This window comes from Pseudomonas sp. HMSC066A08 (assembly GCF_001813025.1).
GTDB lineage: Bacteria > Pseudomonadota > Gammaproteobacteria > Pseudomonadales > Pseudomonadaceae > Pseudomonas > Pseudomonas aeruginosa.
The window spans coordinates 277,718-301,053 of the sequence record NZ_KV811281.1 but is presented as its reverse complement, the minus strand read 5'-3'; the positions used below and the strand labels follow the sequence as shown (position 1 = coordinate 301,053).

Annotated in this window: 24 protein-coding genes and 1 pseudogene; 12 read left to right on the top strand and 13 right to left on the bottom strand. The window is 66.3% G+C overall.

Annotation, left to right across the window (positions count from 1 at the left end):
- Together HMPREF2886_RS08270 and HMPREF2886_RS08265 are read left to right on the top strand one after the other, a co-directional pair.
- Positions 1-296 (top strand): annotated as a pseudogene (locus HMPREF2886_RS08270) (nitrite/sulfite reductase); the annotation flags it as partial.
- Positions 280-777: a DUF934 domain-containing protein gene (locus HMPREF2886_RS08265; RefSeq protein WP_003088003.1), complete on the top strand. Its 498-nt coding sequence runs from the start codon at positions 280-282 to the stop codon at positions 775-777. The pseudogene HMPREF2886_RS08270 and the gene HMPREF2886_RS08265, both read left to right, overlap by 17 nt.
- 63 nt (positions 778-840) lie before the next feature.
- Here the strand turns inward: HMPREF2886_RS08265 and HMPREF2886_RS08260 are convergent, their stop codons facing one another.
- Complete coding sequence (locus tag HMPREF2886_RS08260; RefSeq protein ID WP_033971735.1) at positions 841-1,422, bottom strand: TetR/AcrR family transcriptional regulator; 582 nt, start codon at positions 1,420-1,422, stop codon at positions 841-843.
- A gap of 122 nt (positions 1,423-1,544) precedes the next feature.
- Here HMPREF2886_RS08260 and HMPREF2886_RS08255 point away from each other — a divergent pair, with 122 nt between their 5' ends.
- Positions 1,545-1,982: a hotdog fold domain-containing protein gene (locus HMPREF2886_RS08255; protein ID WP_003098177.1), complete on the top strand. Its 438-nt coding sequence runs from the start codon at positions 1,545-1,547 to the stop codon at positions 1,980-1,982.
- 94 nt (positions 1,983-2,076) lie between these two features.
- Positions 2,077-2,952 carry an alpha/beta hydrolase family protein gene (locus tag HMPREF2886_RS08250; protein WP_003087999.1) on the top strand — a complete coding sequence of 292 codons (876 nt, stop codon included), beginning with the start codon at positions 2,077-2,079 and terminating at the stop codon, positions 2,950-2,952.
- On the opposite strand, the gene HMPREF2886_RS08245 is transcribed toward HMPREF2886_RS08250, so the two are convergent.
- Together HMPREF2886_RS08245 and sohB are read right to left on the bottom strand one after the other, a co-directional pair.
- Complete coding sequence (locus HMPREF2886_RS08245; protein WP_003087998.1) at positions 2,939-3,931, bottom strand: YhdH/YhfP family quinone oxidoreductase; 993 nt, start codon at positions 3,929-3,931, stop codon at positions 2,939-2,941. The genes HMPREF2886_RS08250 and HMPREF2886_RS08245 overlap by 14 nt on opposite strands.
- 58 nt (positions 3,932-3,989) lie before the next feature.
- Positions 3,990-5,015 carry a protease SohB gene (sohB, locus tag HMPREF2886_RS08240; protein ID WP_033971734.1) on the bottom strand — a complete coding sequence of 342 codons (1,026 nt, stop codon included), beginning with the start codon at positions 5,013-5,015 and terminating at the stop codon, positions 3,990-3,992.
- Between the two features lie 233 nt (positions 5,016-5,248).
- On the opposite strand from sohB, the gene HMPREF2886_RS08235 reads away from it, so the two are divergent.
- From HMPREF2886_RS08235 to HMPREF2886_RS08220, 4 genes are all read left to right on the top strand, one after another.
- Positions 5,249-5,959, top strand: a complete 711-nt coding sequence (locus HMPREF2886_RS08235; RefSeq protein WP_003087996.1) for a histidine phosphatase family protein — start codon at positions 5,249-5,251, stop codon at positions 5,957-5,959.
- 60 nt (positions 5,960-6,019) lie between these two features.
- Positions 6,020-6,334 carry an SCP2 sterol-binding domain-containing protein gene (locus HMPREF2886_RS08230; protein ID WP_003087993.1) on the top strand — a complete coding sequence of 105 codons (315 nt, stop codon included), beginning with the start codon at positions 6,020-6,022 and terminating at the stop codon, positions 6,332-6,334.
- 257 nt (positions 6,335-6,591) lie between these two features.
- Positions 6,592-7,662: a phosphotransferase family protein gene (locus HMPREF2886_RS08225; RefSeq protein WP_033971733.1), complete on the top strand. Its 1,071-nt coding sequence runs from the start codon at positions 6,592-6,594 to the stop codon at positions 7,660-7,662.
- A 24-nt stretch (positions 7,663-7,686) separates the two neighbouring features.
- A complete protein-coding gene (locus HMPREF2886_RS08220) occupies positions 7,687-8,454 on the top strand; it encodes an SDR family oxidoreductase (RefSeq protein WP_070747095.1) in 768 nt (255 codons plus the stop codon).
- 157 nt (positions 8,455-8,611) lie between these two features.
- Here the strand turns inward: HMPREF2886_RS08220 and HMPREF2886_RS08215 are convergent, their stop codons facing one another.
- Positions 8,612-9,373 carry an SDR family NAD(P)-dependent oxidoreductase gene (locus HMPREF2886_RS08215; protein WP_057389130.1) on the bottom strand — a complete coding sequence of 254 codons (762 nt, stop codon included), beginning with the start codon at positions 9,371-9,373 and terminating at the stop codon, positions 8,612-8,614.
- 131 nt (positions 9,374-9,504) lie between these two features.
- Between HMPREF2886_RS08215 and HMPREF2886_RS08210 the strand changes: the two genes are divergently transcribed.
- Positions 9,505-10,410, top strand: a complete 906-nt coding sequence (locus HMPREF2886_RS08210) for a LysR family transcriptional regulator (protein WP_033971730.1) — start codon at positions 9,505-9,507, stop codon at positions 10,408-10,410.
- Here the strand turns inward: HMPREF2886_RS08210 and HMPREF2886_RS08205 are convergent.
- Entirely contained in the window at positions 10,407-11,051 is a 645-nt protein-coding gene (locus tag HMPREF2886_RS08205) for a hypothetical protein (protein ID WP_042167218.1), read from the bottom strand. The two genes, HMPREF2886_RS08210 and HMPREF2886_RS08205, sit on opposite strands and share 4 nt — an antisense overlap.
- Positions 11,052-11,151: 100 nt before the next feature.
- Here HMPREF2886_RS08205 and HMPREF2886_RS08200 point away from each other — a divergent pair, with 100 nt between their 5' ends.
- Positions 11,152-11,931, top strand: a complete 780-nt coding sequence (locus tag HMPREF2886_RS08200) for a TSUP family transporter (RefSeq protein ID WP_070747093.1) — start codon at positions 11,152-11,154, stop codon at positions 11,929-11,931.
- Here HMPREF2886_RS08200 and nudC read toward each other — a convergent pair.
- Genes nudC through HMPREF2886_RS08185 form a run of 3 tightly spaced genes read right to left on the bottom strand, consistent with a single transcriptional unit; the run spans position 11,899 to position 15,275 of the window.
- Positions 11,899-12,735: an NAD(+) diphosphatase gene (gene nudC / locus HMPREF2886_RS08195; RefSeq protein ID WP_033971729.1), complete on the bottom strand. Its 837-nt coding sequence runs from the start codon at positions 12,733-12,735 to the stop codon at positions 11,899-11,901. The two genes, HMPREF2886_RS08200 and nudC, sit on opposite strands and share 33 nt — an antisense overlap.
- Positions 12,735-14,423 (bottom strand): type IV pilus/biofilm regulator FimL, encoded by a 1,689-nt coding sequence (gene fimL, locus HMPREF2886_RS08190; protein ID WP_003098159.1) that lies wholly within the window; start codon positions 14,421-14,423, stop codon positions 12,735-12,737. Before fimL ends, nudC begins: the two co-directional genes overlap by 1 nt.
- Before the next feature lie 39 nt (positions 14,424-14,462).
- Positions 14,463-15,275, bottom strand: a complete 813-nt coding sequence (locus HMPREF2886_RS08185; RefSeq protein WP_003087972.1) for a crotonase/enoyl-CoA hydratase family protein — start codon at positions 15,273-15,275, stop codon at positions 14,463-14,465.
- A 223-nt stretch (positions 15,276-15,498) separates the two neighbouring features.
- Here HMPREF2886_RS08185 and nhaB point away from each other — a divergent pair, with 223 nt between their 5' ends.
- Complete coding sequence (gene nhaB / locus HMPREF2886_RS08180) at positions 15,499-17,001, top strand: sodium/proton antiporter NhaB (protein ID WP_033977335.1); 1,503 nt, start codon at positions 15,499-15,501, stop codon at positions 16,999-17,001.
- Here the strand turns inward: nhaB and HMPREF2886_RS08175 are convergent.
- Positions 16,985-18,340 (bottom strand): amino acid permease, encoded by a 1,356-nt coding sequence (locus HMPREF2886_RS08175; protein WP_003117687.1) that lies wholly within the window; start codon positions 18,338-18,340, stop codon positions 16,985-16,987. The genes nhaB and HMPREF2886_RS08175 overlap by 17 nt on opposite strands.
- Positions 18,341-18,363: 23 nt before the next feature.
- Positions 18,364-20,619, bottom strand: coding sequence for a lysine-specific pyridoxal 5'-phosphate-dependent carboxylase LdcA (ldcA, locus tag HMPREF2886_RS08170; protein ID WP_033977240.1), 2,256 nt, complete (start codon positions 20,617-20,619; stop codon positions 18,364-18,366).
- 194 nt (positions 20,620-20,813) lie between these two features.
- Here ldcA and HMPREF2886_RS08165 point away from each other — a divergent pair, with 194 nt between their 5' ends.
- Positions 20,814-21,203: a nuclear transport factor 2 family protein gene (locus tag HMPREF2886_RS08165; RefSeq protein WP_003098144.1), complete on the top strand. Its 390-nt coding sequence runs from the start codon at positions 20,814-20,816 to the stop codon at positions 21,201-21,203.
- 27 nt (positions 21,204-21,230) lie between these two features.
- Here the strand turns inward: HMPREF2886_RS08165 and dnaQ are convergent, their stop codons facing one another.
- From dnaQ to HMPREF2886_RS08150, 3 genes are all read right to left on the bottom strand, one after another.
- Positions 21,231-21,971, bottom strand: a complete 741-nt coding sequence (gene dnaQ, locus HMPREF2886_RS08160) for a DNA polymerase III subunit epsilon (RefSeq protein ID WP_003087958.1) — start codon at positions 21,969-21,971, stop codon at positions 21,231-21,233.
- Between the two features lie 64 nt (positions 21,972-22,035).
- Positions 22,036-22,482 carry a ribonuclease HI gene (rnhA, locus tag HMPREF2886_RS08155; RefSeq protein WP_033971725.1) on the bottom strand — a complete coding sequence of 149 codons (447 nt, stop codon included), beginning with the start codon at positions 22,480-22,482 and terminating at the stop codon, positions 22,036-22,038.
- 2 nt (positions 22,483-22,484) lie between these two features.
- Positions 22,485-23,246: a methyltransferase domain-containing protein gene (locus HMPREF2886_RS08150; protein WP_003087952.1), complete on the bottom strand. Its 762-nt coding sequence runs from the start codon at positions 23,244-23,246 to the stop codon at positions 22,485-22,487.
- Positions 23,247-23,336 lie beyond the last annotated feature (90 nt).

The following is a 23,336-nucleotide window of genomic DNA, read 5'->3' as shown; positions in this document are numbered from 1 at the left end:
TCTCCGGCTGCATGAACGCCTGCGGCCATCACCATGTCGGCCACATCGGCATCCTCGGGGTCGACAAGAAAGGCGCGGAGTTCTACCAGGTCTCCCTCGGCGGCAGCTCGGCGCGCGACGCCAGCCTCGGGCAGATCCTCGGCCCGTCCTTCGCCCAGGAGCAGATGGCCGACGTGATCGACAAGATCATCCAGGTTTACGTGGAACGCCGGACCGAGGAAGAACCCTTCATCGACACCTTCCGCCGTATCGGTATCGACCCGTTCAAGGAGCGCGTATATGCAGCGAATCATTAAGGACCGCCAGGTGGTCGACGACCGCTGGCACTTGCTGCCCAAGGACGCGACCCTGGAAAGCGTGCCCAACAGCGACGACGTGATCATCCCGCTGGCCCTGTGGCTCGAGCATGGCCCGGCCCTGCGCGGCCGCGATGGCGGCCTGGGGGTCTGGCTGGACGCGGACGAGGAGCCGGAAAGCATCGCCGGCGACCTCGACAGGTTCCAGGTGATCGCGGTGAACTTCCCCGCCTTTACCGATGGCCGCGGCTTCAGCAGCGCGCGCCTGCTGCGCGAGCGCTACGGCTATAAGGGCGAGATCCGCGCGATCGGCGACGTGCTGCGCGACCAGTTGTTCTTCATGCGCCGCTGCGGCTTCGACGCCTATGCCATCCGTGCCGACCGCAGCCCGGAAGACGCCCTGGCCAGCCTGGACGACTTCAGCGAGGTCTACCAGACCTCGGTGGAGCAGCCGCTGCCGCTGTTCCGCCGCCGCGGCTGACCCCCGCCTTGACGAAAAAGCCCCGCAGCCGCGGGGCTTTTTCATTCCCGAGGTCACGGACCCTCAGACCGCCCGCACGCTGTCCCAGGCCACCTGCGCCAGCAGTTCGCGACAGTCGGCCAACGCCACCCGGGTTCGCCCGGCCAGCCACTGGCGGGCAAGGTCGTGGGCCGGGCCGATCACCACCGAAGCAAAGCAGTCGTCCGGCATCTCGCGGAACAGGCCCTCGGCCCGATATCCCGCCAGCGCCGCATGGATCCGCGCGAAGTGCGCCTGGTTGTCGGCCCGCAGGCGCTCGCCCAGCTCCCCCGCCTCCACCCGCCCGCGGCTGTGCAGGATGAAGCGTGCCCAGTCGGGATTCGTCACGACCCAGTCGATGTAGCTGGTGACCAGCAACCTGACCGTTTCCTCGGCGCTGCGCGCCCTGGCGAAGCCGGCCTCGAGCAACGCCGCGTACTGGCCGATGCCGGCCAGGTACAGTTCGCCATGGATGCGTTCCTTGTTGCCGAAATGGTGGTAGAGGCTGCCGATGCTCGCTCCGGAACGGTCGCGGATCATCTCGATGGTGGTGGCGTCTACGCCATGCTCGCTGAAGCAGGCCAGGGCGGCCTGGAGAATCTCGTCTTTGCGGGAAGAACGGCCCATGTCGGTCCTTGTCGTTAATCGTCGAAACGCTGACTAGAATATTTTTCTAGAATAAATTTCCAACCTTCGTATACTGCCCCGGTGCGCACACATCTTCAATCCTGAAACGCCCGGAGTTTTCCATGAGTCAGATGATGCAGATGTACCAGCAGGTCGGCCCGGCCCAGTTCAGCGCCATGATCGGCCAGTTCGCCCCCTATTTCGCCAGCATCGCCCCGCAGTTCGTCGAACTGCGTCCCGGCTATGCCGAAGTCACCTTCCCCAAGCGCCGCGAGGTGCTGAACCATATCGGCACGGTGCATGCCATCGCCCTGTGCAATGCCGCCGAACTGGCCGCCGGGACCATGACCGACGCCTCGATTCCCGCCGGCCATCGCTGGATTCCGCGCGGCATGACCGTCGAGTACCTGGCCAAGGCCACTGGCGACGTGCGCGCGGTGGCCGACGGCAGCCAGATCGACTGGCAAGCCACCGGCAACCTGGTGGTGCCGGTGGTCGCCTATGTCGACGACAAGCCGGTATTCCGCGCCGAGATCACCATGTACGTCAGCCAGGCCTGACCGCCAAGGCGCCCCGGCCGTGCTTTCGGCCGGCTGGAGGCGCCCTGGCGGCCAGCTCTATTCTCGAAGCCGCGAGCAGACCACGGAGACCGGCATGAACCCTCCGCAACCACGCCTCATCGATAACGGCAACGGCCATCCGCTGGCCAGCCATTGGTACCGGCCTGCCGGGGAGCCGCGCGGCTACCTCCTGATCGTCCCGGCGATGGGAGTGGAACAGCGGTTCTACGCGCCCTTCGCCGCCTGGCTGGCAGAGCGCGGCTACCTGGCCATCACCTTCGACTACCTGGGCATGGGGCAATCGCGCAACGGCTCGCTGCGCGGTCTCGAGGTCGATGTGCTGGGCTGGGCCCGTCATGACTGCAGCGCCATGCTCGCTGCCGCGCTCGCCGAGAGCGGGAGCAAGCCCCTGTACTGGATCGGCCATAGCCTGGGTGGCCAGATCCTGCCCTTCGTCGAAGGGCGCGAGCGTATCGAAAGGGTCTTCAGCATCGCCAGCGGCAGTGGCTACTGGAAGGAAAACAGCCCGCGGTTGCGCAACAAGGTCTGGTTGTTCTGGTACCTCGTCGCGCCCCTGCTGACGCCGCTGCTCGGCTATTTTCCCGGGCGCCGCCTGGGCATGGTCGGCGACCTGCCGCGCGGGGTGATCGAACAATGGCGACGCTGGTGCCTGCATCCGCAGTACGCCCTCGCGGATGGCGAGGCTATCCGCCGCGCCTTCTCCGCAGTACGCACGCCCATCGTGTCGCTGTCGTTCACCGACGATGAAATGATGTCCCGACGCAGCATCGAGTCTCTGCTGGGCTTCTACCGCGAAGCGCCGAAAACCGCCTGGCGCATCGCTCCCGAGGAAATCGGCGCCCGCCACATCGGCCATTTCGGCTTCTTCCGGCCGCAGTTCGCCGAATCGCTATGGGCGGGCTACCTGTTGCCGGAGCTGGGCTCCGGCAACGCCCTCAGCCGAGGTTGACCAGCACCCGGCCGACCAGCTTGCCGGCGAGGATCTGGTTGATCGCCCCCGGCAGCTCTTCGAGGGCGATCTCGCGCGCCACCTCTTCGAGGTTGTCGAGCTTCCATTGCAGCGACAGCTTGTCCCACATGGATGCCTTGACCACCAGCGGCAGCTCCACCGAATCCACCCCGAGCAGGTTGACCCCGCGCAGGATGAACGGTAGCACCGAGGCCTTGAAGCCGGCGCCGGCGGTCAGGCCGCAGCAGGCGACGCTGCCACCGTACTGCAACGACTTGACCACGTTGAAGAGGATGTCGCCGCCGACGGTGTCCACCGCGCCGGCCCACTGCTCCTTGAGCAACGGTTTGTCGACGCCATCGGCCACAGTGGCGCGATCGAGGATCTGCTTGGCCCCCAGGCGGTTGAGGAACTCGGCCTGTTCCAGCTTGCCGGTGGCGGCCGCCACGGTGTAGCCGAGCTTGGCCAGCAGCTCCACGGCGATACTGCCGACCCCGCCGCTGGCGCCGGTGACCAGCACCGAGCCATGGTCGGGGCGCAGGCCGCTGCGCTCCAGCTTTTCGACGCAGAGCGCCGCGGTCAGGCCGGCGGTGCCGAGGATCATCGCCTCGCGCAGGCTCAGGCCTTGCGGGCGCTTGATCACCCAGGCCGCGGGCACGCGGATGTACTGGCCGAAACCGCCGGCGGTGTTCATGCCCAGGTCGTAGCCGGTGACGATCACCTCGTCGCCGGCCGCGAACTCGGCCACCGAGGACTCGGCGACCACACCGGCGGCATCGATGCCAGGGGTATGCGGGTACTTGCGGGTCACCCCGCGGTTGCCGCTGGCGGACAGCGCATCCTTGTAGTTCAGCGAGGAATACTGCACGCGGATCAGTACGTCGCCCGCCGGCAGGTCGCCGGTATCGCGCTCGACCACCTGCGTTTCGTAAACGCCGTGGGGCGCTTCCGTCACCCACAACGCCTTGAATACAGCCATTTCGACCTCCTCTCGTGAAAACCCTGAAGACAGCGTGTTCGTCCCTGTCGGCGCCGGCCTATTGCCAGAACTTCTGCTGGTTGAGCCGCCCCCACCAGGTCACCAGCACGCGGTCGATAACCACGCTGGCGGCCAGGCCGACGCGTTCCTGCAGACTCTTGCGCTCGACGAATTGCACCTGGTAGACATCGCGCTCCCCGGCCTGCTCGGCCAGGTACTCGTCGCTGGTCTTGAGTTCGTCCACCAGCAGCTTGCCCAGTGCGGCCTGGCCCAGCCAGACCTCGCCGGTGGCGATCTCGTCCATGTTCAGTTGCGGCCGGTAGTGGGCCACGAAGTTCTTGAACAGTTCGTGGGTCACCTCCAGGTCTTCCTGGAACTTTTCCCGGCCCTTCTCGGTGTTCTCGCCGAATACCGTCAGCGTACGCTTGTATTCGCCGGCGGTAAGCACCTCGAAGTCAATATCGTGCTTCTTCAACAGCCGGTGGACGTTGGGCAACTGCGCCACCACGCCGATCGAGCCGAGGATGGCGAAGGGCGCGGAAAGGATCCGATCGCCGATGCAGGCCATCATGTAGCCGCCGCTGGCCGCCACCTTGTCGACGCACACGGTCAGCGGTACGCCGGCCTGGCGGATGCGCGCCAGCTGCGAGGCCGCCAGGCCGTAGCCATGGACCATGCCACCACCGCTTTCCAGGCGCAGCACCACCTCGTCGTCCTTGCCCGCCATGCTCAGCACCGCAGTCACTTCGTGGCGCAGCTGCTCGGTAGCGGAGGCCTTGATGTCACCGTCGAAATCGAGCACATAGACCCGCGACTTCTGTTCAGGATGTTTCTTCGCCTGCTTCGCCGCCTTGCTCTCCTCCTTGCGCAAGGCCTTGAGGCTGGCCTTGTCGAGGACGCTGTGGCGGACCCGCTCGCGCAGGTCCTTGTAGAAATCGTTGAGCTTCTGCACGTCGAGATGCCCGCCTGCGCCGCGCCGGCCGCGGCCGCGCAGGGCGACGATCACCACCAGCACCACGATGATCGCCGCCAGCACGGTCACGGTCCTGGCCAGAAAGCCCGCATATTCGGCAATGAACTCCACACAACCCCCTCTCTACTGTTGACGCACCCGTCTACGGGCGACACGATTGCGCAAGCATACCCAGGCCACCGACGGGCGGCCAGCGATGCCACTGCCTGGAGAGCCTTTGCAGGGCGCGCCCGGAGCAGCCGATAAAGGCAGCGAATGACATTCAAACAAGCGTATGTTTTTTCGTTGACAGCCCTGGGTGATCCTCATACCCTCGCGGAACTTTCACCCGCCGAGGTCCGCCCGTGGGCAGCATCTACCTGATTCGACATGGCCAGGCGTCGTTCGGTGCCGACGACTACGACGTGCTGTCGCCGACCGGCATCCGCCAGGCGGAAATCCTCGGCGACCACCTGCTGAACCTCGGCGTCCGTTTCGACCGCGTCCTCAGCGGCGGCTTGCGCCGCCAGCAGCACACCGCCCGCGCCGCCCTCGAACGCCTGGAGTCCTCCGGGCTGGCCACGCCGGAGCTGGAAGTCGATCCGGCGTTCAACGAATTCGAAGCCGACGCGGTGATCCGCGCGCACCTGCCGGACCTGCTCGAGGAGCAGCCGGAAGCCCTGCACATCCTTCGCCATGCGGCCGAGCATCGGGCCGAGTTCCAGCGCCTGTTCTCCACCATCATCGCGCGCTGGGTTTCCGGCAACCATGAGAAAGATGGGCTGGAAAGCTGGCAGGAATTCCTCGATAAGGTCCATGACGGTCTTCGTCGTCTACTGGCGCAGGCCAGCGGCAAGGACAGGGTCGCCGTGTTCACCTCCGGCGGCACCATCACCGCCCTGCTCCAGCTGATCGTCGGCGTTCCGCCGCTCAAGGCCTTCGAGCTGAACTGGCAGATCGTCAATACCTCGCTGACTCGCCTGAAATTCCGCGGCGAGGAAGTGTCCCTGGCTTCCTTCAACAGTCACGTGCACCTGGAACTGTTGAAGGCGCCGGAACTCATCACCTATCGATGAGCCGGCCTACCGCGACCGTTCCGGTCGCCGAAAAAACCCTAGAAGAAAGGAATAGAACCCATGACCACCGTTGCTGACATCGTCTCCACCATGAAAAGCAAGTTCAACGCCAGCGCGGCCGCCGGCCTGGATCTGGTGTTCCAGTTCAACATCGAAGACGGCGACAACCACTACCTGGTCGTCAAGGACGGTACCTGCGAAGTGGTACAGGGCGACGCCGAGAATCCCAACGTCACCCTGATCATGGACAGCGAAACCCTGAAGGGCATCACCAGCGGCGAGACCGACGGCATGCAGGCCTTCATGGCCGGCAAGCTGCGCGCCGAAGGCGACATGATGCTGGCGATGAAGCTGGGCGAACTGTTCCCGGTCTGACCGTTTCCGGCGCCATGCCAGAAGGAAAACCGGAGTCCCTCGCGGCTCCGGTTTTTTTTCGTCCGGCATTCCTCCAGGCCGACGATCAGGGACCGTGATGGAGCGGCAACACGCTTGCCCATAACGCCCGGCGGCGGCTTGTGAGGCCCGGGAGAGGGCATTAGATTAGCCAATGATCGCCGGTCACCATCATTGCGCAGCCTGATGCGCGCACCGGCTCCCGCGGCTCCGCCGTGGCACCACGAGAAGGGAACCCCATGTCGCTGACCGACCAATCCACTCGCATTCGCGCCGGCGAAGAACTCGACGCCGACGTCATCGACCCGTACCTGAAAGCCCATATCCCCGGCCTCGAAGGCACTCCGAAGATCAGCCAGTTCCCCGGTGGCGCGTCCAACCTGACCTACCTGATCGAGTATCCGCGCCAGGAGTTCGTCCTGCGTCGCCCGCCATTCGGCCACAAGGCCAAGTCGGCCCACGACATGGGCCGCGAATACCGCATCCTGAACCAGTTGAACGCAGGCTTCCCCTACTGCCCGAAAGCCTACCTCTACTGCACCGACGAGTCGGTGATCGGCGCCGAGTTCTACGTCATGGAACGGGTCAAGGGCATCATCCTGCGCGCCGAACTGCCGCCTGAGCTGAATCTCGACGAACAACAGACCCGCAGCCTGTGCAAGAGCTTCATCGACAAGTTCGTCGAGCTGCACAACGTCGACTACGCCGCCTGCGGACTGGCCGACCTGGGCCGCCCGGACGGCTACGTGCAGCGCCAGATCGCCGGCTGGACCGACCGCTACGAGAAGGCCCTGACCCCCGACGCACCGCTCTGGGAGCCGGTCAAGGCCTGGCTCAAGGACAAGCAGCCGGCCGATCACCACAAGCCGGGCATCGTGCACAACGACTACCGCTTCGACAACGTGATCCTCGACCCGGACAACCCGATGCAGATCATCGGCGTGCTGGACTGGGAACTGGCCACCCTCGGCGATCCGCTGATGGACCTCGGCAACACCCTCGCCTACTGGGTGGAAGCCGGCGACCCGGCTCCGGTGCAACTGACCCGCCGCCAGCCCAGCCACCTGCCGGGCATGCTGACCCGCCGGGAGTTCGCCGACTACTACGCCGAGCGGGCCGGGATCCCGCCGATCGACAACCTGGACTTCTACTACACCTATGGCCTGTTCCGTCTTGCCGGCATCGTCCAGCAGATCTACTACCGCTACTACCACGGGCAGACCCAGGACAAGCGTTTCGCCCAGTTCGTGCAGATGAACAAGCTGCTGGAGCAGATGAGCCTGCAAGCCATCGAGCGCTCCCGCCTGTAACCGACCACTACAAGGGGATAGCCCATGTCCAAGACCCACCTGTTCGACCTCGACGGCAAGATCGCCTTCGTTTCCGGCGCCAGCCGCGGCATCGGCGAGGCGATAGCCAAGCTGCTGGCCCAGCAAGGCGCCCACGTGATCGTCTCGAGCCGCAAGATCGAGGGCTGCCAGGCGGTCGCCGACGCGATCAGCGCGGAGGGCGGCAAGGCCACCGCGATCGCCTGCCACATCGGCGAGATGGAGCAGATCCAGAACGTCTTCGCACAGATCCGCGAGCAATTCGGCCGCCTCGACATCCTGGTCAACAACGCCGCCACCAACCCGCAGTTCTGCAACGTACTGGAAACCGACCTCGGCGCCTTCCAGAAGACCGTCGACGTCAACATCCGCGGCTACTACTTCATGTCCATCGAGGGCGGCAAGCTGATGAAGGAACACGGCGGCGGCAGCATCATCAACGTGGCCTCGATCAACGGCGTATCGCCCGGCGAGTTCCAGGGCATCTACTCGGTGACCAAGGCCGCCGTGATCAGCATGACCAAGGTCTTCGCCAAGGAATGCGCGCAGTTCGGCATCCGCTGCAACGCCCTCCTGCCCGGGTTGACCGACACCAAGTTCGCTTCGGCGCTGGTGAAGAACGACGCGATCCGCAACCTCGCCCTGCAGCGCATCCCGCTCAAGCGCGTGGCCGAGCCGAGCGAAATGGCAGGCGCCGTGCTCTACCTGGCAAGCGAAGCGTCCAGCTACACCACCGGCGTGGCGCTGAACGTCGACGGCGGCTTCCTTTCCTGACGGAACGGCGAACGCCCGAAGAGGGAGCCATGGCTCCCTCTTTTCATTTCAGAGCCAATGCCTCGCACCAGCGCGGGACAGGCGCCCTGCGGCTATTCACCTGTGTTCTCGGGTAGCCGGACGAGTACCCCCTTAGGCGTTACCCGTCGCTTCCGCTTCAATTGCCGACCCGCCAGCCACCGTTCACCGACACCACCGTTCCGGTGACGAACCCCGCCTCGGGCGAGGCCAGCCAGGCCACCGCCGCGGCGATGTCCTCGACCCGGCCGGTCCTGCCCAGCGGGGTCTCGCCGACGATGGCGGCGACCCGTTGCGGATCGAGGCCGCCGGCAAAGAACCGGGTCTCGGCGATATAACCCGGCGCCACGCTGTTCACCGTGATCCCGCGCGAACCGAGTTCCCGCGCCAGGGCCACGCCGAAGCCATGCAGGCCAGCCTTGGCCGCCGCGTAGCCCAGCGCACCGGGACTGCCGCTACCGGTCTGCGCGGCGATCGATCCGATATGGATGATCCGCCCGCCCTCTTCCGCGAAATGCGGCAGCACCGCCAGCGACATGAGGAACGCGCTTTTCAGGTTGCCGTCCAGCAGCGCATCCCATTCCCGCTCGGCCTCTGCCAGCGGAGTGGTGGCGGCGATCTTGCGGGTGAACCCGGCATTGTTCACCAGCACGTCGAGCCCTTGGAAGGTGTCGCCGACCCAGGCGGCCACCGCCTCGACAGCTTCGCGGCGGGAAAGATCGGCGGCCATCCAGGGCACGCCGCCCAACTCGGCGGCAGCGCGTTGCAGGCGCTGGGAATCACGGGCCACCAGGGCGATCCGATAACCCTGTTGCCGAAGGCGCCGGGCGATGGCCAGGCCGATGCCCGACGAGCCACCGGTGACCAGGGCGGTACGGTGGGTTGGAGAATGAGTGTGCATGACGGGCTTCCTCTGTGATGGATGGAACGCCTCGTCTGGCCAGAGCGAGCGTACGGATGGATTCTCGACGGATTCGCCGCGATATATCCAATACTGTCTTTCTTAACTCACCATATCCGGGAGATATCGCAATGGCCGACTTGCGCCAGTTCCGCCAGTTCGTCGCGGTTGCCGAGGAGCTGAGCTTCCGCCGCGCCGCTGAGCGCCTGCACATGGCCCAGCCACCGCTGACCACTGCGATCCGGCGGCTGGAAGAAGAAGTCGGCGCCAGCCTGCTGGAGCGTGACAACCGTATCCATCGCCTGACGCCGGCGGGCCGCGCGTTCCTCGACGAAGCCCGGCGCACCCTGGCCCAGGCCGAACGCACCCTGGCAGCCGCGCGCAGCGCCGCCAGCGGACGAAGAACGTTGCGCCTGGCGTTCGTCGACAGCACCATCAACATTCTGCTACCGCGCATACTCCAGGCGTTCCGCCAACAGCATGGCGCGCTGGACTTCCAGCTCCAGGAAGACACCACCGCGGGGCAACTGGAGGCGTTGCGCGAAGACCGCATCGATGCCGGCCTGATCGTCCTGCCGGTCGACCGCCAGCCCGGCCTGTACACGCATCTACTGGTGGACGGCGACATGCGCGTGGCATTGCCCGAAGGGCATCGGCTGGCACGCCATGCGCGCCTGCGCCTGGAACAACTGGCCGGAGAACCCTGGCTGCTGTTCCCACGGCACTATGGGCCGGGCATGCACGACCTGATCGTCGCCGCCTGCGCGGCAGCCGGCTTCGTCCCGGAGGTGGTGCAGGAGGCGCGGCAGATGCAGACCATCGCCGGGCTGGTGGCCGGCGGCATCGGCGTCGCGCTAGTGCCTTCGCTGCTACAGCCGTTGCGCCCACCGGGAGTCATCTTTCGTCCCCTGCAAGGGCGGCGGGCGCGAATTCCCTATCGGCTGGCGCTGGCCTACCGCACGCCGTCGGAACTCATCGAACGCTTTCGCGAAACCGCCCAGGCGATCGCCGCCGCCCCGGCTTTTCGCGTGGCCTAGCGCCAGTCCCTGAGTGCCTCCTCGGCCGCCAGGTTCATCGGCTCGGCAAGCAGCCCGGCGACACCGTAGTTCACCGCGAACACCGCCTTGTCCGCCATCGGCAGGAAGGTCACCCGTCCCGCCAGCGGCTCGAACAGGAACAGATCGTGCTCGCCGGCCCGCAGCCAGCGCCAGAGATCGACCCCCAGCGGACTCTGCGACAAGCCCAGGCGGCGGCCGCGGGACTGCTGCTCGAGGGCCAGGAAGCGGCCGCTGAGCGCGTCGAGGCGATAACCCGGCGCCAGGCCGATCAACGCGGCCAGCCCCTTCCAGCGGAAAATCCGCGCGTCCAGTTGCCAGAGTTCGCCGTCCAGCACCACGCTGCGCTCGTTGGCGCCCTCCTGGATCAGCACCCGGTAGCGCTGCGGCCCTTCGGCCTGGAAGCTCAGGGTGGCCATCGGCTGCTCGGACTTGAGCAGCGAGTAGCTGCGCAGGTCCCAGGCGAGCACCAGCAGCAGCGCCGCCACGGCGACGAAGGCCAGGCCGCAGGTACCGCGCAGCCAGCCGAGGAACCAGGTGCGTTCGAAGAGGATGCGCACCGCGACCAGGGCGGCCAGCAAGGCCAGTAACGCGAATGCCCAGGCCAGACCGTCGTACTGCATGCAAGCGATTCCTTCTGCGTGAAATTGCGGGCATTATGCGCACCCCTCCTCCCGACGGCCAGCGAGGCCGTTTCCCGATTGGAAGCAGGTCCGGTTTTTCATGCCCTTCGAACTCGCGATAGACCCCAGCACCCTGATCATCCTGGCCGTGGTGGCCTTTCTCGCCGGCTTCATCGACGCCATCGCCGGCGGCGGCGGCCTGTTGACCATCCCTGCGCTGCTCACCGCCGGGGTCCCGCCGCACCTGGCGCTGGGTACCAACAAGCTGAGCTCGACCTTCGGTGCGGCGACCGCCAGCTACACCTTCTACCGGCGCAAGCTGTTCCATCCCGGGAAGTGGCGCAACGGTCTGCTCGCCACCGCGATCGGCGCCGCCATAGGTGCCTGGGCGGCTCACCTGCTGCCCGCCGAGTGGCTGAACCGGATGCTCCCGGTGGTGGTATTCACCTGCGGCCTCTACATGCTCTTCGGCGGCACGCCGAAGGCGCCGCTGGACGCCAATGCGCCGGTCGGACGCAAGCGCCAGTGGCCGCAGGGCCTCGCCCTGGGCTTCTACGACGGTGTGGCGGGACCGGGCACCGGAGCGTTCTGGACCGTCAGCTCGCTACTCATGTACCCGCTGGACCTGGTCCGCGCCAGCGGTGTGGCGCGGAGCATGAACTTCGTCAGCAACATCGTGGCGCTGGCGGTGTTCGTCGCCTCCGGCCAGGTGATCTGGTTGCTCGGCCTGTGCATGGGTGCGTCACTGATGGTCGGCGCCTATTTCGGCGCGCGCACCGCCATCGGCGGCGGGGCGAAGTTCATTCGCCCGGTGTTCATCCTGGTGGTCCTGGCGCTGACCGCGCGGCTAGCCTGGCAGCACTGGTTCAGCGGCGCCTGAGCGGCGCGCCAGGTACAGGTCGATCAGGTGCCGGGCGATCGAGCGCTGCGCCGGTAGCGGCGGCAAGGCATCGAGGGAGAACCACTGGGCGTCCTCGATCTCGTCCTCCTGCGGGACGATCTCGCCGGATACGTACTCGGCGTGGAAACCGAGCATCAGCGAATGCGGGAACGGCCAGTTCTGGCTGCCGATGTATTGGAGATTGGCGACCTCCACCCCGACCTCTTCGCGCACCTCGCGGACCACGCACTGCTCCACCGACTCGCCGGCCTCGACGAAGCCGGCCAGGGTACTGTAGACCCCCGGCACGAAGCGCGGCGAACGCGCCAGCAACACCTCGTCGCCCCGGGTCACCAGGACGATCATGCTCGGCGACAAGCGCGGGTACTGGTGCAACCCGCACTGCGGACACTGCATCACCCGCTCGTGGTCCTGCGCCTGCATGCGTGTGCCGCAATTGCCGCAGAAACGGTTGTGGCGCGCCCAGATGCCGATCTGGCTGGCATAGCCGAGCATGCAGAACTGATCGAAATCGCCGTGCAGCATGAATTGCCGCAACGGCGCCCAGGCCATGCCCGGCAGCTCGATCGGCTCGTCCAGTTCCAGCACGTAGACCGGCTCGCCCTGCCAATGGCCGACCCCATGTTCGGCGAGCAGCGGGAGTTCCTGGCGCTTCAGCCATTCGCGGGGGAACAGCAGGCCGTTGTCGTCCTGGAGGAAGCGCTGCTGACAGTGCGCGAGCACCCAGCCGCCGACCTGGGCGGTAGCCGGCCGACCTGCCTGCCAGCGGAACTCGCCGGCCATCAGGCGGCCACCGGCAGTCCGAGCGCCTTGACGCTGGCGCTGGCGAGGTCGAGGACGTCCGGCTGGCCCTGCGGACGCAGCACGGCACCGCCCTCGAGATAGTATTCGAGACTGGTCAGGGCGTCGGCGAGGGTTTCCAGCATCTGTTCCGACGGCATCTGCGCGGTCTCGATCATGCGCTGCTGGATGTAGTCGGCGCAGCCGCCGACCAGCAGCGCGGCGCGCTCCTGACCGAGGAACCAGAGACCACCCCGGACCGCCTGCAGGCTGGCCGGGACGTTGGCCAGGTTGAGCTTGTCGCCATTGGATTCCAGGTACGCGGTGATCGCACGCTTGGCCAGGGCCAGGCCGGCCTTGGCCTCCTCGATCACCACGATGCGCGCCTCGGCCAACTGGTGCACGGCAAATGCATCGGCTTCCTGCCCGGGCTCCGCCGGAGTCGGCCGGATGATGCGGCGCTCGCCGCGCTCGAGGTTGCCGACCATGCTTTCCACGTAGAGCACCGCATCGGCCAGGCGCAGCAACGCCGGCGGCGAATCGGCGACGCCGCTGGCAGCCCAGGCGGCCACGGTGGGTAGCTGGGTCTGCAGGGCGGTGCCGGCCGAGTTCAGGCCGACCATGCCGAGGGTCTTGCTCAGCTTGCCCAGTTGCGCATGCAGGTTGGTCAGGCTGTCCGGCTGGGCCACGCCGCGCTCGATCAGGTCGAGCATGTCCTTGACGCCGGCGAGTTCCTCGCGGATCGCCGTGGACAGCGAACGCATCACCGACTGGCCGGGACCGGACAAGCGCTGCGATTCCTCTTCCAGCAAGTGGTCGGTGAACGGCAGCGGCGCCAGCCCATGCAGTTCGCGGACCTCGCGCGAACGCGGGCCCTGGCCATCGGACAGCGCCACCAGGTAAAGCAGTTCCTTGAGCAGATGGCGCGGCGCCTCGTAGGCAGGGCCGATCAGCAATTGCTTGAGCTCGCGGTCGATGCGCGAGAACAGTTGCTTACGCGACTTGCGTGGCAACAGTTGGCCATCGACGATCGACTCGATCGCCGCGGCGCCGATCCAGCACAGCCGCGAACGGGCCACCCCGCCGTGCAGGCTGTCGAGGCGCGCCAGCGCGCGGCCCATCAACTTGAGGCTGGGATAGAGGTTCTGTTCGCGGATCAGCCCGAGCAGGCCGATCTGGTACATGTGGCGCATCCGCCGGCTTTCCTCGCCCAGTTCGGCTTCGGAAGGCAGGTGGTCGATGGCGGTGCTCGGCGGCCGCGGGATATCCAGGCGGGCGCTGAAGAAGAAACTTTCCGGCAGCGCCGGCTGCCCTGCGGCACAGCGCACTTCGTTGATCGCCGGCAAGAGCAGTTCGGGGATCTCCTGGCGATTGGCCTCGACGTTCTCCAGGTAGCGGCGCAGCACGTACAGGGCGTTGCCCAGGGCTGCCAGCTGGCCGTCGCGCTCCTCGCTGACGCCGGTGGGAATGTCGGTCGCCAGCTGCAGGGCTTCCTGGGCCAGCAGCTCGGCGCCGGCCAGCTCGATCAGGTTGAGGGTGCCGCGGATCTGTTGCAGGCATTCGACGGCGTGCTGCAGCAGGCTGCCGTTCTGCCGCTCGGCAATGAACTGCTCAAGACCCTGTTCGGCCTGTTCCATGGTGGCGAACAACTCGTCGCGCACCAGACTGAGGGACGTGGCTCCTGTGACCATCGGCCTAGTGCGCCTCCCGCGCAAGAATATACAACGGCATCAATCAGCAAATTCCGGCTTCTGCTTGGCCATATGCGCGGCCATCGCCACCCGCAGGTCGGCGGACTGGAGCATGGCGGCGTTCCAGGTAGCGACGTACTCGAGGCCGTCGTCGACCCGGTGGTCGCGCATATAGCGGATCATTTCCTTGGTACCACGGATGGCGATCGGCGACTTCGCGGCGATCTGCCGCGCCAGTTCGAAGACCCCATCCATCAATGCGGCCTGGTCCGCGTAGGTACGATTGACCAGGCCGATGCTCCGTGCCTCTTCGCCGTCGACCATGCGCCCGGTGTAGGCCAGCTCGCGCATCATGCCATCGCCGATGATCCGCGGCAGGCGTTGCAGGGTGCCGACGTCGGCGGCCATGCCGATGTCGATCTCCTTGATCGAGAACTGCGCGTCGGCGGTCGAGTAGCGCATGTCGCAGGCCGAGACCAGGTCGATGGCACCGCCCAGGCAGTAGCCCTGGATCGCCGCGAGCACCGGCTTGCGGCAATTGTCGACCGCGTTGAACGAGGCCTGCAGCTCGAGGATCTTGCGACGCAGGGCGTCGGCGTTGCGGCCGACGTCCTTGCCCAGCTGGCTGCCGACCTGGGCCAGCAGCATCAGGTCGATCCCCGAGGAAAAATGCTTGCCCGCCCCGGACAGCACGACCACCCGCACTTCGTCGGTATCGTCGACCCAGCGGAAGATCTCGATGATCTCGCGCCAGAAGTCCTGGTTCATGGCATTGATCTTGTCCGGACGGTTGATCTGGACGTGGGCGATCTTGTCTGCCAGCTCCACACGGAATGCGTTGTACTCGGTCACGGCGATAGTCCTCGGCAGAGCAACTGCGCTGTCAGAACGCAGAGATTTTTGTTGTGCGGAAAATCCCGCAACTATAACAAGGGCGAGCCAAATGTCGATGCTGCACTATGTGATGCACGGCACGCCCATTGATACCGCAATCTCTTCGATGATTGCGCTAAACGCTTGATCCAACGAAAGTCCTGCTGGCATTTTCAGTCTTTTCCTTGCCGTGGAGTCCATCGTGAGCAGTCCCCTGAGCCAGGCTTTCGCACAGAACTTCCTCGGGCATTCGCCACGCTGGTACAAGCTGACGGTGCTCGCCTTCCTCTTGCTCAACCCCCTGCTGCTATGGCTGGCCGGGCCGGTGACAAGCGCCTGGGTGCTGGTCGGCGAGTTCATCTTCACCCTGGCCATGGCGCTGAAATGCTATCCGCTGCAGCCGGGCGGCCTGTTGGTGCTGGAGGCGCTGCTGCTCGGCCTGGCTACCCCCGAGGCGCTCTATGCGGAGTTGCAGCACAACTTCCCGGTGCTCCTGCTGTTGATGTTCATGGTCGCCGGCATCTACTTCATGAAGGACCTGCTGCTCCTGCTGTTTTCCCGCCTGCTGCTCGGCGTGCGCTCGAAGACCCTGCTATCGCTCCTGTTCTGCCTGCTGGCCGCCCTCCTCTCGGCCTTCCTCGACGCCCTCACCGTGACCGCCGTGGTGATCAGCGTGGCGGTGGCATTCTTCGCCGTGTACCACCGGGTCGCTTCGGGGCAGCGCGCCAGCGAGGACTACGATCCCGCCACCGACCGCCAGGTCCCCGAGCTGCACCGGGCGCATCTCGAGGAATTCCGCGCCTTCCTCCGCAGCCTGCTCATGCACGCGGCGGTCGGCACCGCGCTGGGCGGCGTCTGCACCCTGGTGGGAGAGCCGCAGAACCTGCTGATCGGCCACGAGGCCGGCTGGCATTTCGTCGAGTTCTTCCGCCAGGTCGCGCCGGTTTCCATGCCGGTGCTGGCGGCCGGCCTGCTGACCTGCGTGCTGCTTGAGAAGAGCCGCCGCTTCGGCTATGGCGCCCAGTTGCCGGCGGCAGTGCGCCAGGTGCTCGCCGAGTACGCCGCCAGCGAAAGCCGCAAACGCGGAGCGCAGCAGAAGGCCGCGCTGCTGGTGCAGGCCCTAGCGGCGCTGGTGCTGATCGTCGGGCTGGCCCTGCATGTCGCCGAGGTCGGCCTGATCGGCCTATTGGTGATCGTGCTGATCACTGCCTTCACCGGCATCACCGACGAACACCAGATCGGCCGCGCCTTCCAGGAAGCCCTGCCGTTCACCGCGCTGCTGGTGGTGTTCTTCGCGGTGGTCGCGGTGATCCACCAGCAGCACCTGTTCACCCCGATCATCCAGGCGGTGCTGGCGTTGCCGGCGGAACGCCAGCCGGGCATGCTGTTCATCGCCAACGGCCTGCTCTCGGCGATCAGCGACAACGTATTCGTCGCCACCATCTACATCACCGAGGTGAAACAGGCCCTGGATGCCGGCCACATGAGCCGCGAGCATTTCGACACCCTGGCGGTGGCGATCAATACCGGCACCAACCTGCCCAGCGTAGCGACGCCCAACGGCCAGGCGGCGTTCCTCTTCCTGCTGACCTCCTCCATCGCCCCGCTGGTGCGCCTGTCCTACGGCCGCATGGTCTGGATGGCGCTACCCTACACCCTGGTGATGGGCGGCCTGGGATGGTGGGCGGTCAGTCATTGGCTTTGAGCGTCGGCACTCCGTTGACCTGGTTGCGCCATTGCCGCCAGGTGTACATCGGGATACCGGCCATCAGCACCAGGAAGCCCCAGAAGATCGCCTGCTGGCCGGTGCCATACAGCGCCCATAGCGAGTAGGCGAAGCCCAGCGAGCCGATCACCAGCAATTGCCGGCGTGAACGCGGCGAGAACTCGTCCGGTCGCACCGCCAGCAGTTGCAACAGCGCGGCGGTGCAGAACGCGTAGGGGACCACCCCGGTCATGGTGCCGAGCAGAATGATCACGTTGAACACATCGACCAGATCGCCATGCCCGTCGACCATCACCAGCGCCGTCACCAGCAGCCCCGAGGCCAGCAGGCCATGGGCCGGCGCACCGTTCTTGTTGAGCTGGCCGAGCGACTCCGGGAACAGCCCGTCGCGCGCCGGAGCCACCGGGATCTGGCCCTGCAACAGGACCCAGCCATTGAGCGCGCCCAGGCAGGCGATCACCGCCCCGGCAGCCACCAGGTAGTAGCCCCAGTCGCCCATCAGGATCCGCGCCGCGTCGGCGAACGGCGAGGTGGAGCGGGCCAGCACCTCCGGCGGCATCAGGCCCTGCACCGCAGTGATCGAGAGGATGTAGAGGGCCGCTGCGGCCAGCGTGCCGAACAGGGTCGCACGGGGAATGGTGCGGCGCGGATCCTCGACGTCGTCGGCCGGCACGGTGGCCGACTCCAGGCCGATGAACGACCACAGGGTCAGCGCCGCAGTGGTGGCGATCGCCTGGGCATAGCCCATGTTCGGCAGCTCGCTGCGCGCCGGGATCGCCAGGTGCTCGGGATTGAAGTGGAACCAGCCGAGGATACCGACCAGCAACAACGGCAGCAGCTTGAGGATGGTCAGCAGGTTCTGCACCACGCTGAAGGTACCGATGCCCCGCAGGTTGATCAGGGTGCAGAGCCAGATCGCGGCGATGGCCACGCTGACCATCAGCAGCGGATCCGCCAGCGCCGGGATGAACACCCGCAGGTAGCCGACCAGGGTCACGGCGATCGCAGCGTTGCCGATCCAGGCGGCTTTCCAGTAGGTCCAGGCGCACAGGTAGCCGGCGAAGCTGCCGAAACCGTCGCGGGTATAGGCGTAGGGGCCGCCGGCGCCGGGGTTGACCCGCGCCAGGCGGGCGAAGGTCAGCGCCAGCAGCACCGCGCCGGTGCTCGACACCAGCCAGCCGAACAGACTGAGCCCGCCGAACGCCGCCAGGCTGGAGGGAAGCAGGAAGACTCCCGAACCGACCATGTTGCCGATCACCAGCGCGCTGCAGGTCCAGAACCCCATGCCGCGCTTGCCGGCCTTCTCTCCACCCGCCATCGACACCCCTTAGCCTGTCGGCCTCATTCCTTTATGCATTCAACGGTATAGCAGCGCCCGGACGGTCCGTCCTGATGCTGCAGGCCATGCACATCGGAGTCGAAACCAGGGAAGGCGCGCTCGAAGGTCCGCGCGAACTCGAGATAGTCGAGGATCGAGCGGGTCGCCTCGGTGAAGCGCTCACCCGGCATGATCAGCGGGATACCCGGCGGATAGGGTACCAGCATGACGGCCGCGATGCGCCCTTCCAAGCGAGCGATCGGTACCGCCTCGACCTCGCCGCGCACCAGCTTGTCGTAGGCCTCGGACGGCCGCATCGCGACCTCCGGCAGCACCGTGTACATGCGCTTCATGGCCTTCGCCGTGGCGTTGTCGCGGTAGCTGGCGTGCATGGCGTCGCTGAGGTCGCGCAGGCCCACGCCGTTGTAGCGCTTGCCGCCGGCCTGGGCCACGGACGGCAAGACATCGAGCAGCGGCAGGTTGGCGTCGTAACAGCGCTTGAATTCGAGCAGTTCGGTGACCAGGGTGCTCCACTTGCCCTTGGTGATGCCCATCGAGAACAGCACCAGGAAGGAGTAGAGACCGGTTTTCTCCACCACCAGGCCGCGCTCCCAGAGGAAGCGGCTGACGATGGCGGCCGGAATCCCCTGCTCGCTGAGCTTGCCGCCGGCGCTCAAGCCCGGGGTGGTGAGGGTGACCTTGATCGGATCGAGCAGCACGTAGTCTTCGGCGATATCGCCGAAGCCATGCCAGTCGGCGCTCGGCTCCAGCACCCAGTCATGGGTGCCGACCTGGTCGGTGCCCTCCACCTGCTCCGGCTGCCAGACGCCGAACCACCAGTCGTTCCGGTCCAGGTTCTGCCGTACGTTGGCCAGGGCCCGGCGGAAGCTGAGAGCCTCGTCGAAGGTCTCCTGGATCAGCGAACGCCCGGCGGGCCCTTCCATCATCGCCGAAGCCACGTCCAGCGAAGCGATGATGCCGTACTGCGGCGAGGTCGAGATGTGCATCATGAAGGCTTCGTTGAAGCGCGCCACGTCCAGCTTCCGGGTCCCGCCATCCTGCACGTGGATCATCGAGGCCTGGCTGAAGGCGGCGAGCATCTTGTGCGTGGAGTGGGTGGCGAACACCAGGGGGCCTTCCTCGCTGCGCGAAGTGCCCATGCCATAGCGACCGTCGTAGAACTCGTGGAACGCAGCATAGGCGTACCAGGCCTCGTCGAAGTGCAACACCTCGACGCTGTCGCCGAGGGTCTGCTTGATCAGCTCGGCGTTGTAGCACAGGCCGTCGTAGGTGGAGTTGGTCACCACCGCCAGCTTCACCTTCGGCTCGCGGCCGCGCGCCAGCGGGCTGGCGGCGATCTTCGCGGCGATCGACTCCCTGCTGAATTCGCTCAGCGGGATCGGCCCGATGATCCCCAGTTCGTTGCGTTCCGGAGTCAGGTACAGCGGTATCGCCCCGGTCATGATGATCGAGTGGAGGATCGACTTGTGGCAGTTGCGGTCCACCAGCACCAGGTCTTCGCGACCGACCATGGAGTGCCAGACGATCTTGTTCGCGGTGGAAGTGCCATTGATCACGAAGAACGTATGGTCGGCGCCGAAATTGCGCGCGGCACGGTCCTCGGCCTCGGCCAGGGGGCCGGTATGGTCGAGCAGCGAGCCCAGCTCGGGGACCGAGACCGACAGGTCGGAACGCAACGTGTTCTCCCCGAAGAACTGGTGGAAGGCCTGTCCCACCGGGCTCTTGCGATAGGCGACTCCGCCGCCGTGGCCCGGCGTATGCCAGGAATAGTTGGACTGCGCGGTGTGCTCGACCAGCGCACGGAAGAATGGCGGCAGCAGCCCGGCCAGGTAGTTGCGCGCCGCCCGGGCGACCTGGCGGGCGAGGAACGGCACGGTGTCTTCGAACAGGTAGAGGATGCCGCGCAACTGGTGCAAGTCGGCCATGGACTCGGCCGGCGCGTTCTCGATGGTCACCTGCTCGCCGAGGGCGAAGATCGGCAATTGCGGCGCCCGCACGCGGGCCACGCGGATCAGTTCGACCACATCCTGCAGCAGGCGCTGGTTTTCCCCGGCACCTTCGGCGGCGACCAGGATGCAGGCCAGCCCGTGGTGGGTGGAAGCGACGATGCGCCCCTCGGCGGAGCTGGCGGTGGAGAGAATGCTGAAGCCGTCCTGCTCCAGTTCGTGGGCGATGCCCCGCACGCGTTCGCCGGCAACGGTGTCGGCCTTGATGTCGCGATGGACGATGAGGACGGGAAATTTGAGGTCTTTATACATTGTTGATCCCGAGCAGCAGGCGGGCGAACCCCGCCGGTCGGCTCAGGGTAGAGACTTGCCGGCACGCGCGTAACCCCCGGCGGCTTGCCCTTGTAAGAAAAGGTCGCGGCAACACAAGTCGGCGCGCCGCGCTTGCCTCCGCTCCCGCCAGCGAGGAGCATGGACCTCTCCTGCCCTGCTACGGAGCGACAACGATGCGCAGCGCTTATCGGATCGTCAGCGATCACTATGCGGCCTCCAGCCGTGGGGACCTCGCCGGAATGCTGGCGGACATGGACGAACGCACCGAATGGACGGAAATGGCCGGTTTCCCGCTGGCCGGCACCTATGTCGGCGCGGCCGCCATCGGCGCCGGTGTGTTCCAGGCCTTGCAGCGGGACTGGGAGGGCTTCAGGGTCGAGATCGAGCGCCTGATCGACGGCGGCGACAGCGTGGTCGCCGTCGGTCGATATGCAGCGACCCACCGTCGCAGCGGCAAGTCGTTCGAAGCGCGCGTGGCACACGTATGGACGGTGGAGGACGGCAGGATCCGCCGTTTCGAGCAGTTCTGCGACACCTTGCTGGTGGACCGGGCAACGCGCTGAAGGCGTCGCCCGTGGTGCATGGGCAGGCTATTCGCCGACCGGCGCTTCCAGTTGCGCCCAGAGCGAAGGACCACCTGCCGACTTCTCGATCACCGCCAGCCGCGCCGCATGTGCAGCCAGTTCTTCGGCGTTGGCACGCAGCACCGGGGTGGCTACCCGCGCCGGATCGAGCCGACGGATCGGACTGACCATCGGCCGGCCGCTGCCGTCGCCTTCCGCGCCGCTGCCGGCCAGCGACAGGCTGGTCTGGCCGCCGGTCATCGCCAGGTAGACGTCGGCGAGAATCTCGGCGTCGAGCAACGCGCCGTGCAGGTCCCGACCGGAGTTGTCCACGCCATAGCGCTTGCACAACGCATCGAGGTTGTTGCGCTGGCCCGGATGGCGCTCGCGAGCCATCAGCAGGGTATCCAGCACCGAGCAGTACTCGGTCACGTCCGAGCGGTCCTGCTGGCCCAGCAGGGCGAACTCGTTGTTGATGAAGCCGATATCGAACGCCGCGTTGTGGATGATCAGCTGGGCGCCGCGGATGAATTCGAAGAAATCGTTGGCGACCTCGCGGAAGCGCGGCTTGTCCTTCAGGTATTCGTTGGTGATGCCGTGGACGGCGATCGCCCCTTCGTCGACCTCGCGATCGGGTTGCAGGTAGACATGGAAGTGGCGACCGGTCAGGCGGCGCCCCTCCAGCTCGACACAGCCGATCTCGATGATCCGGTGACCATCGGTCACCGGCATGCCGGTGGTTTCGGTATCCAGTACGACGCTACGCATCTATAGAGCCTTTCTCTGTTTCGCTGCAGCCGTGGCTGCTGAACGCTTGTTTCGGTGTGGCCGCTCAGCGCGGCAATTCGGCGACGCCGCGGTTGGCCAACTGATCGGCCCGTTCGTTGCCGGGGTCGCCGGTATGCCCGCGAACCCACTGCCACTCCACCTGGTGCCTGGCGACCTGTTCATCCAGGGCCTGCCAGAGGTCGGCATTCTTGACCGGCTGCTTGCTGGCGGTCTTCCAGCCGCGCTTCTTCCAGTTCGGCAACCATTCGGTGATGCCGCGCATCACGTATTCCGAGTCCGTTATCAGACGGATCGGACAGGAGCGCTTGAGTGCCGCCAACGCCTGGATCGCCGCCATCAGCTCCATGCGGTTGTTGGTGGTGTCCGGCTCGCCGCCCCAAAGCTCTCGCTCGGCGCCCTTGTAGAGGAGCAACGCCCCCCAGCCGCCGCGCCCGGGGTTGCCCTTGCAGGCGCCGTCGGTATAGATCACTACCTGTTCTTTATCTGCCATGCCTAAATTTCGGAATCTCGCCGGCTGACTTTCGCCACCGGCATGGGCACCAGCTGACCGCGCGGTTCGCGCTTGCTCTGGCGCAACGGGCGCAACCCCACGACCAGCTTGCGTGCCACCAATAGATAGAAGCCGGCGCCCGAAGACTGCCAGGCGTCGCCCCAGCGCTCCAGGCGAGCCAGGCGCGATTGCCAGGCTGCCGACGCAAGCGGCGGACGATAGCACCCGAAGCGCCGTTTCTCCAGCGCGAAGCCCAGCAGGTTGAGCCAGTCGCAGGCCCGCGACGGAGGAATGCAGCGGGCCTGGCGCAAGGCATCCCCGGCGAAATAATGACGGATGCCCCACAGGCTCCATGGGTTGATGCCGATCAGCAGCAGGTGGCCGCCCGGACGAACGGTACGCGCGGCTTCGCGCAGGAGACGGTGAGGCGACAGGCAGAAATCCAGGCCGTGTTGCAGCAGGACCACGTCCGCGGCATGTTCGCTGAGCGGCCAGGCGCCCTCTTCGCAGGCGATGTCCACGCCAGGCAGCGGCGGCCCCAGGCGCACGCCGCGCTGAATCTGCCCGGTGCTCGGCGGCAGTTCGGCATGCGGCCCGTAGTGCACCAGGTAGCCACCGAAGTAACGGGTCAGCTCGTCGCACAACAGGCGTCGCTCCTCGGCCAGCATCAGGCTGCCCAGCGGCCCCTGGAACCAGTCGCGCGCCCGGTTGATCGATGCCAGCCACTCGGCATCGGTCTGGGCGAAGGCTTGCGGTTCGTTCATGCGTACCTCCAGCGTCTTCCCTTTCGCGGCGACGAACGCCGGCACGACGGGAAAATAAGCAATACTATGCGCCAATGACTTCTGCTTAGC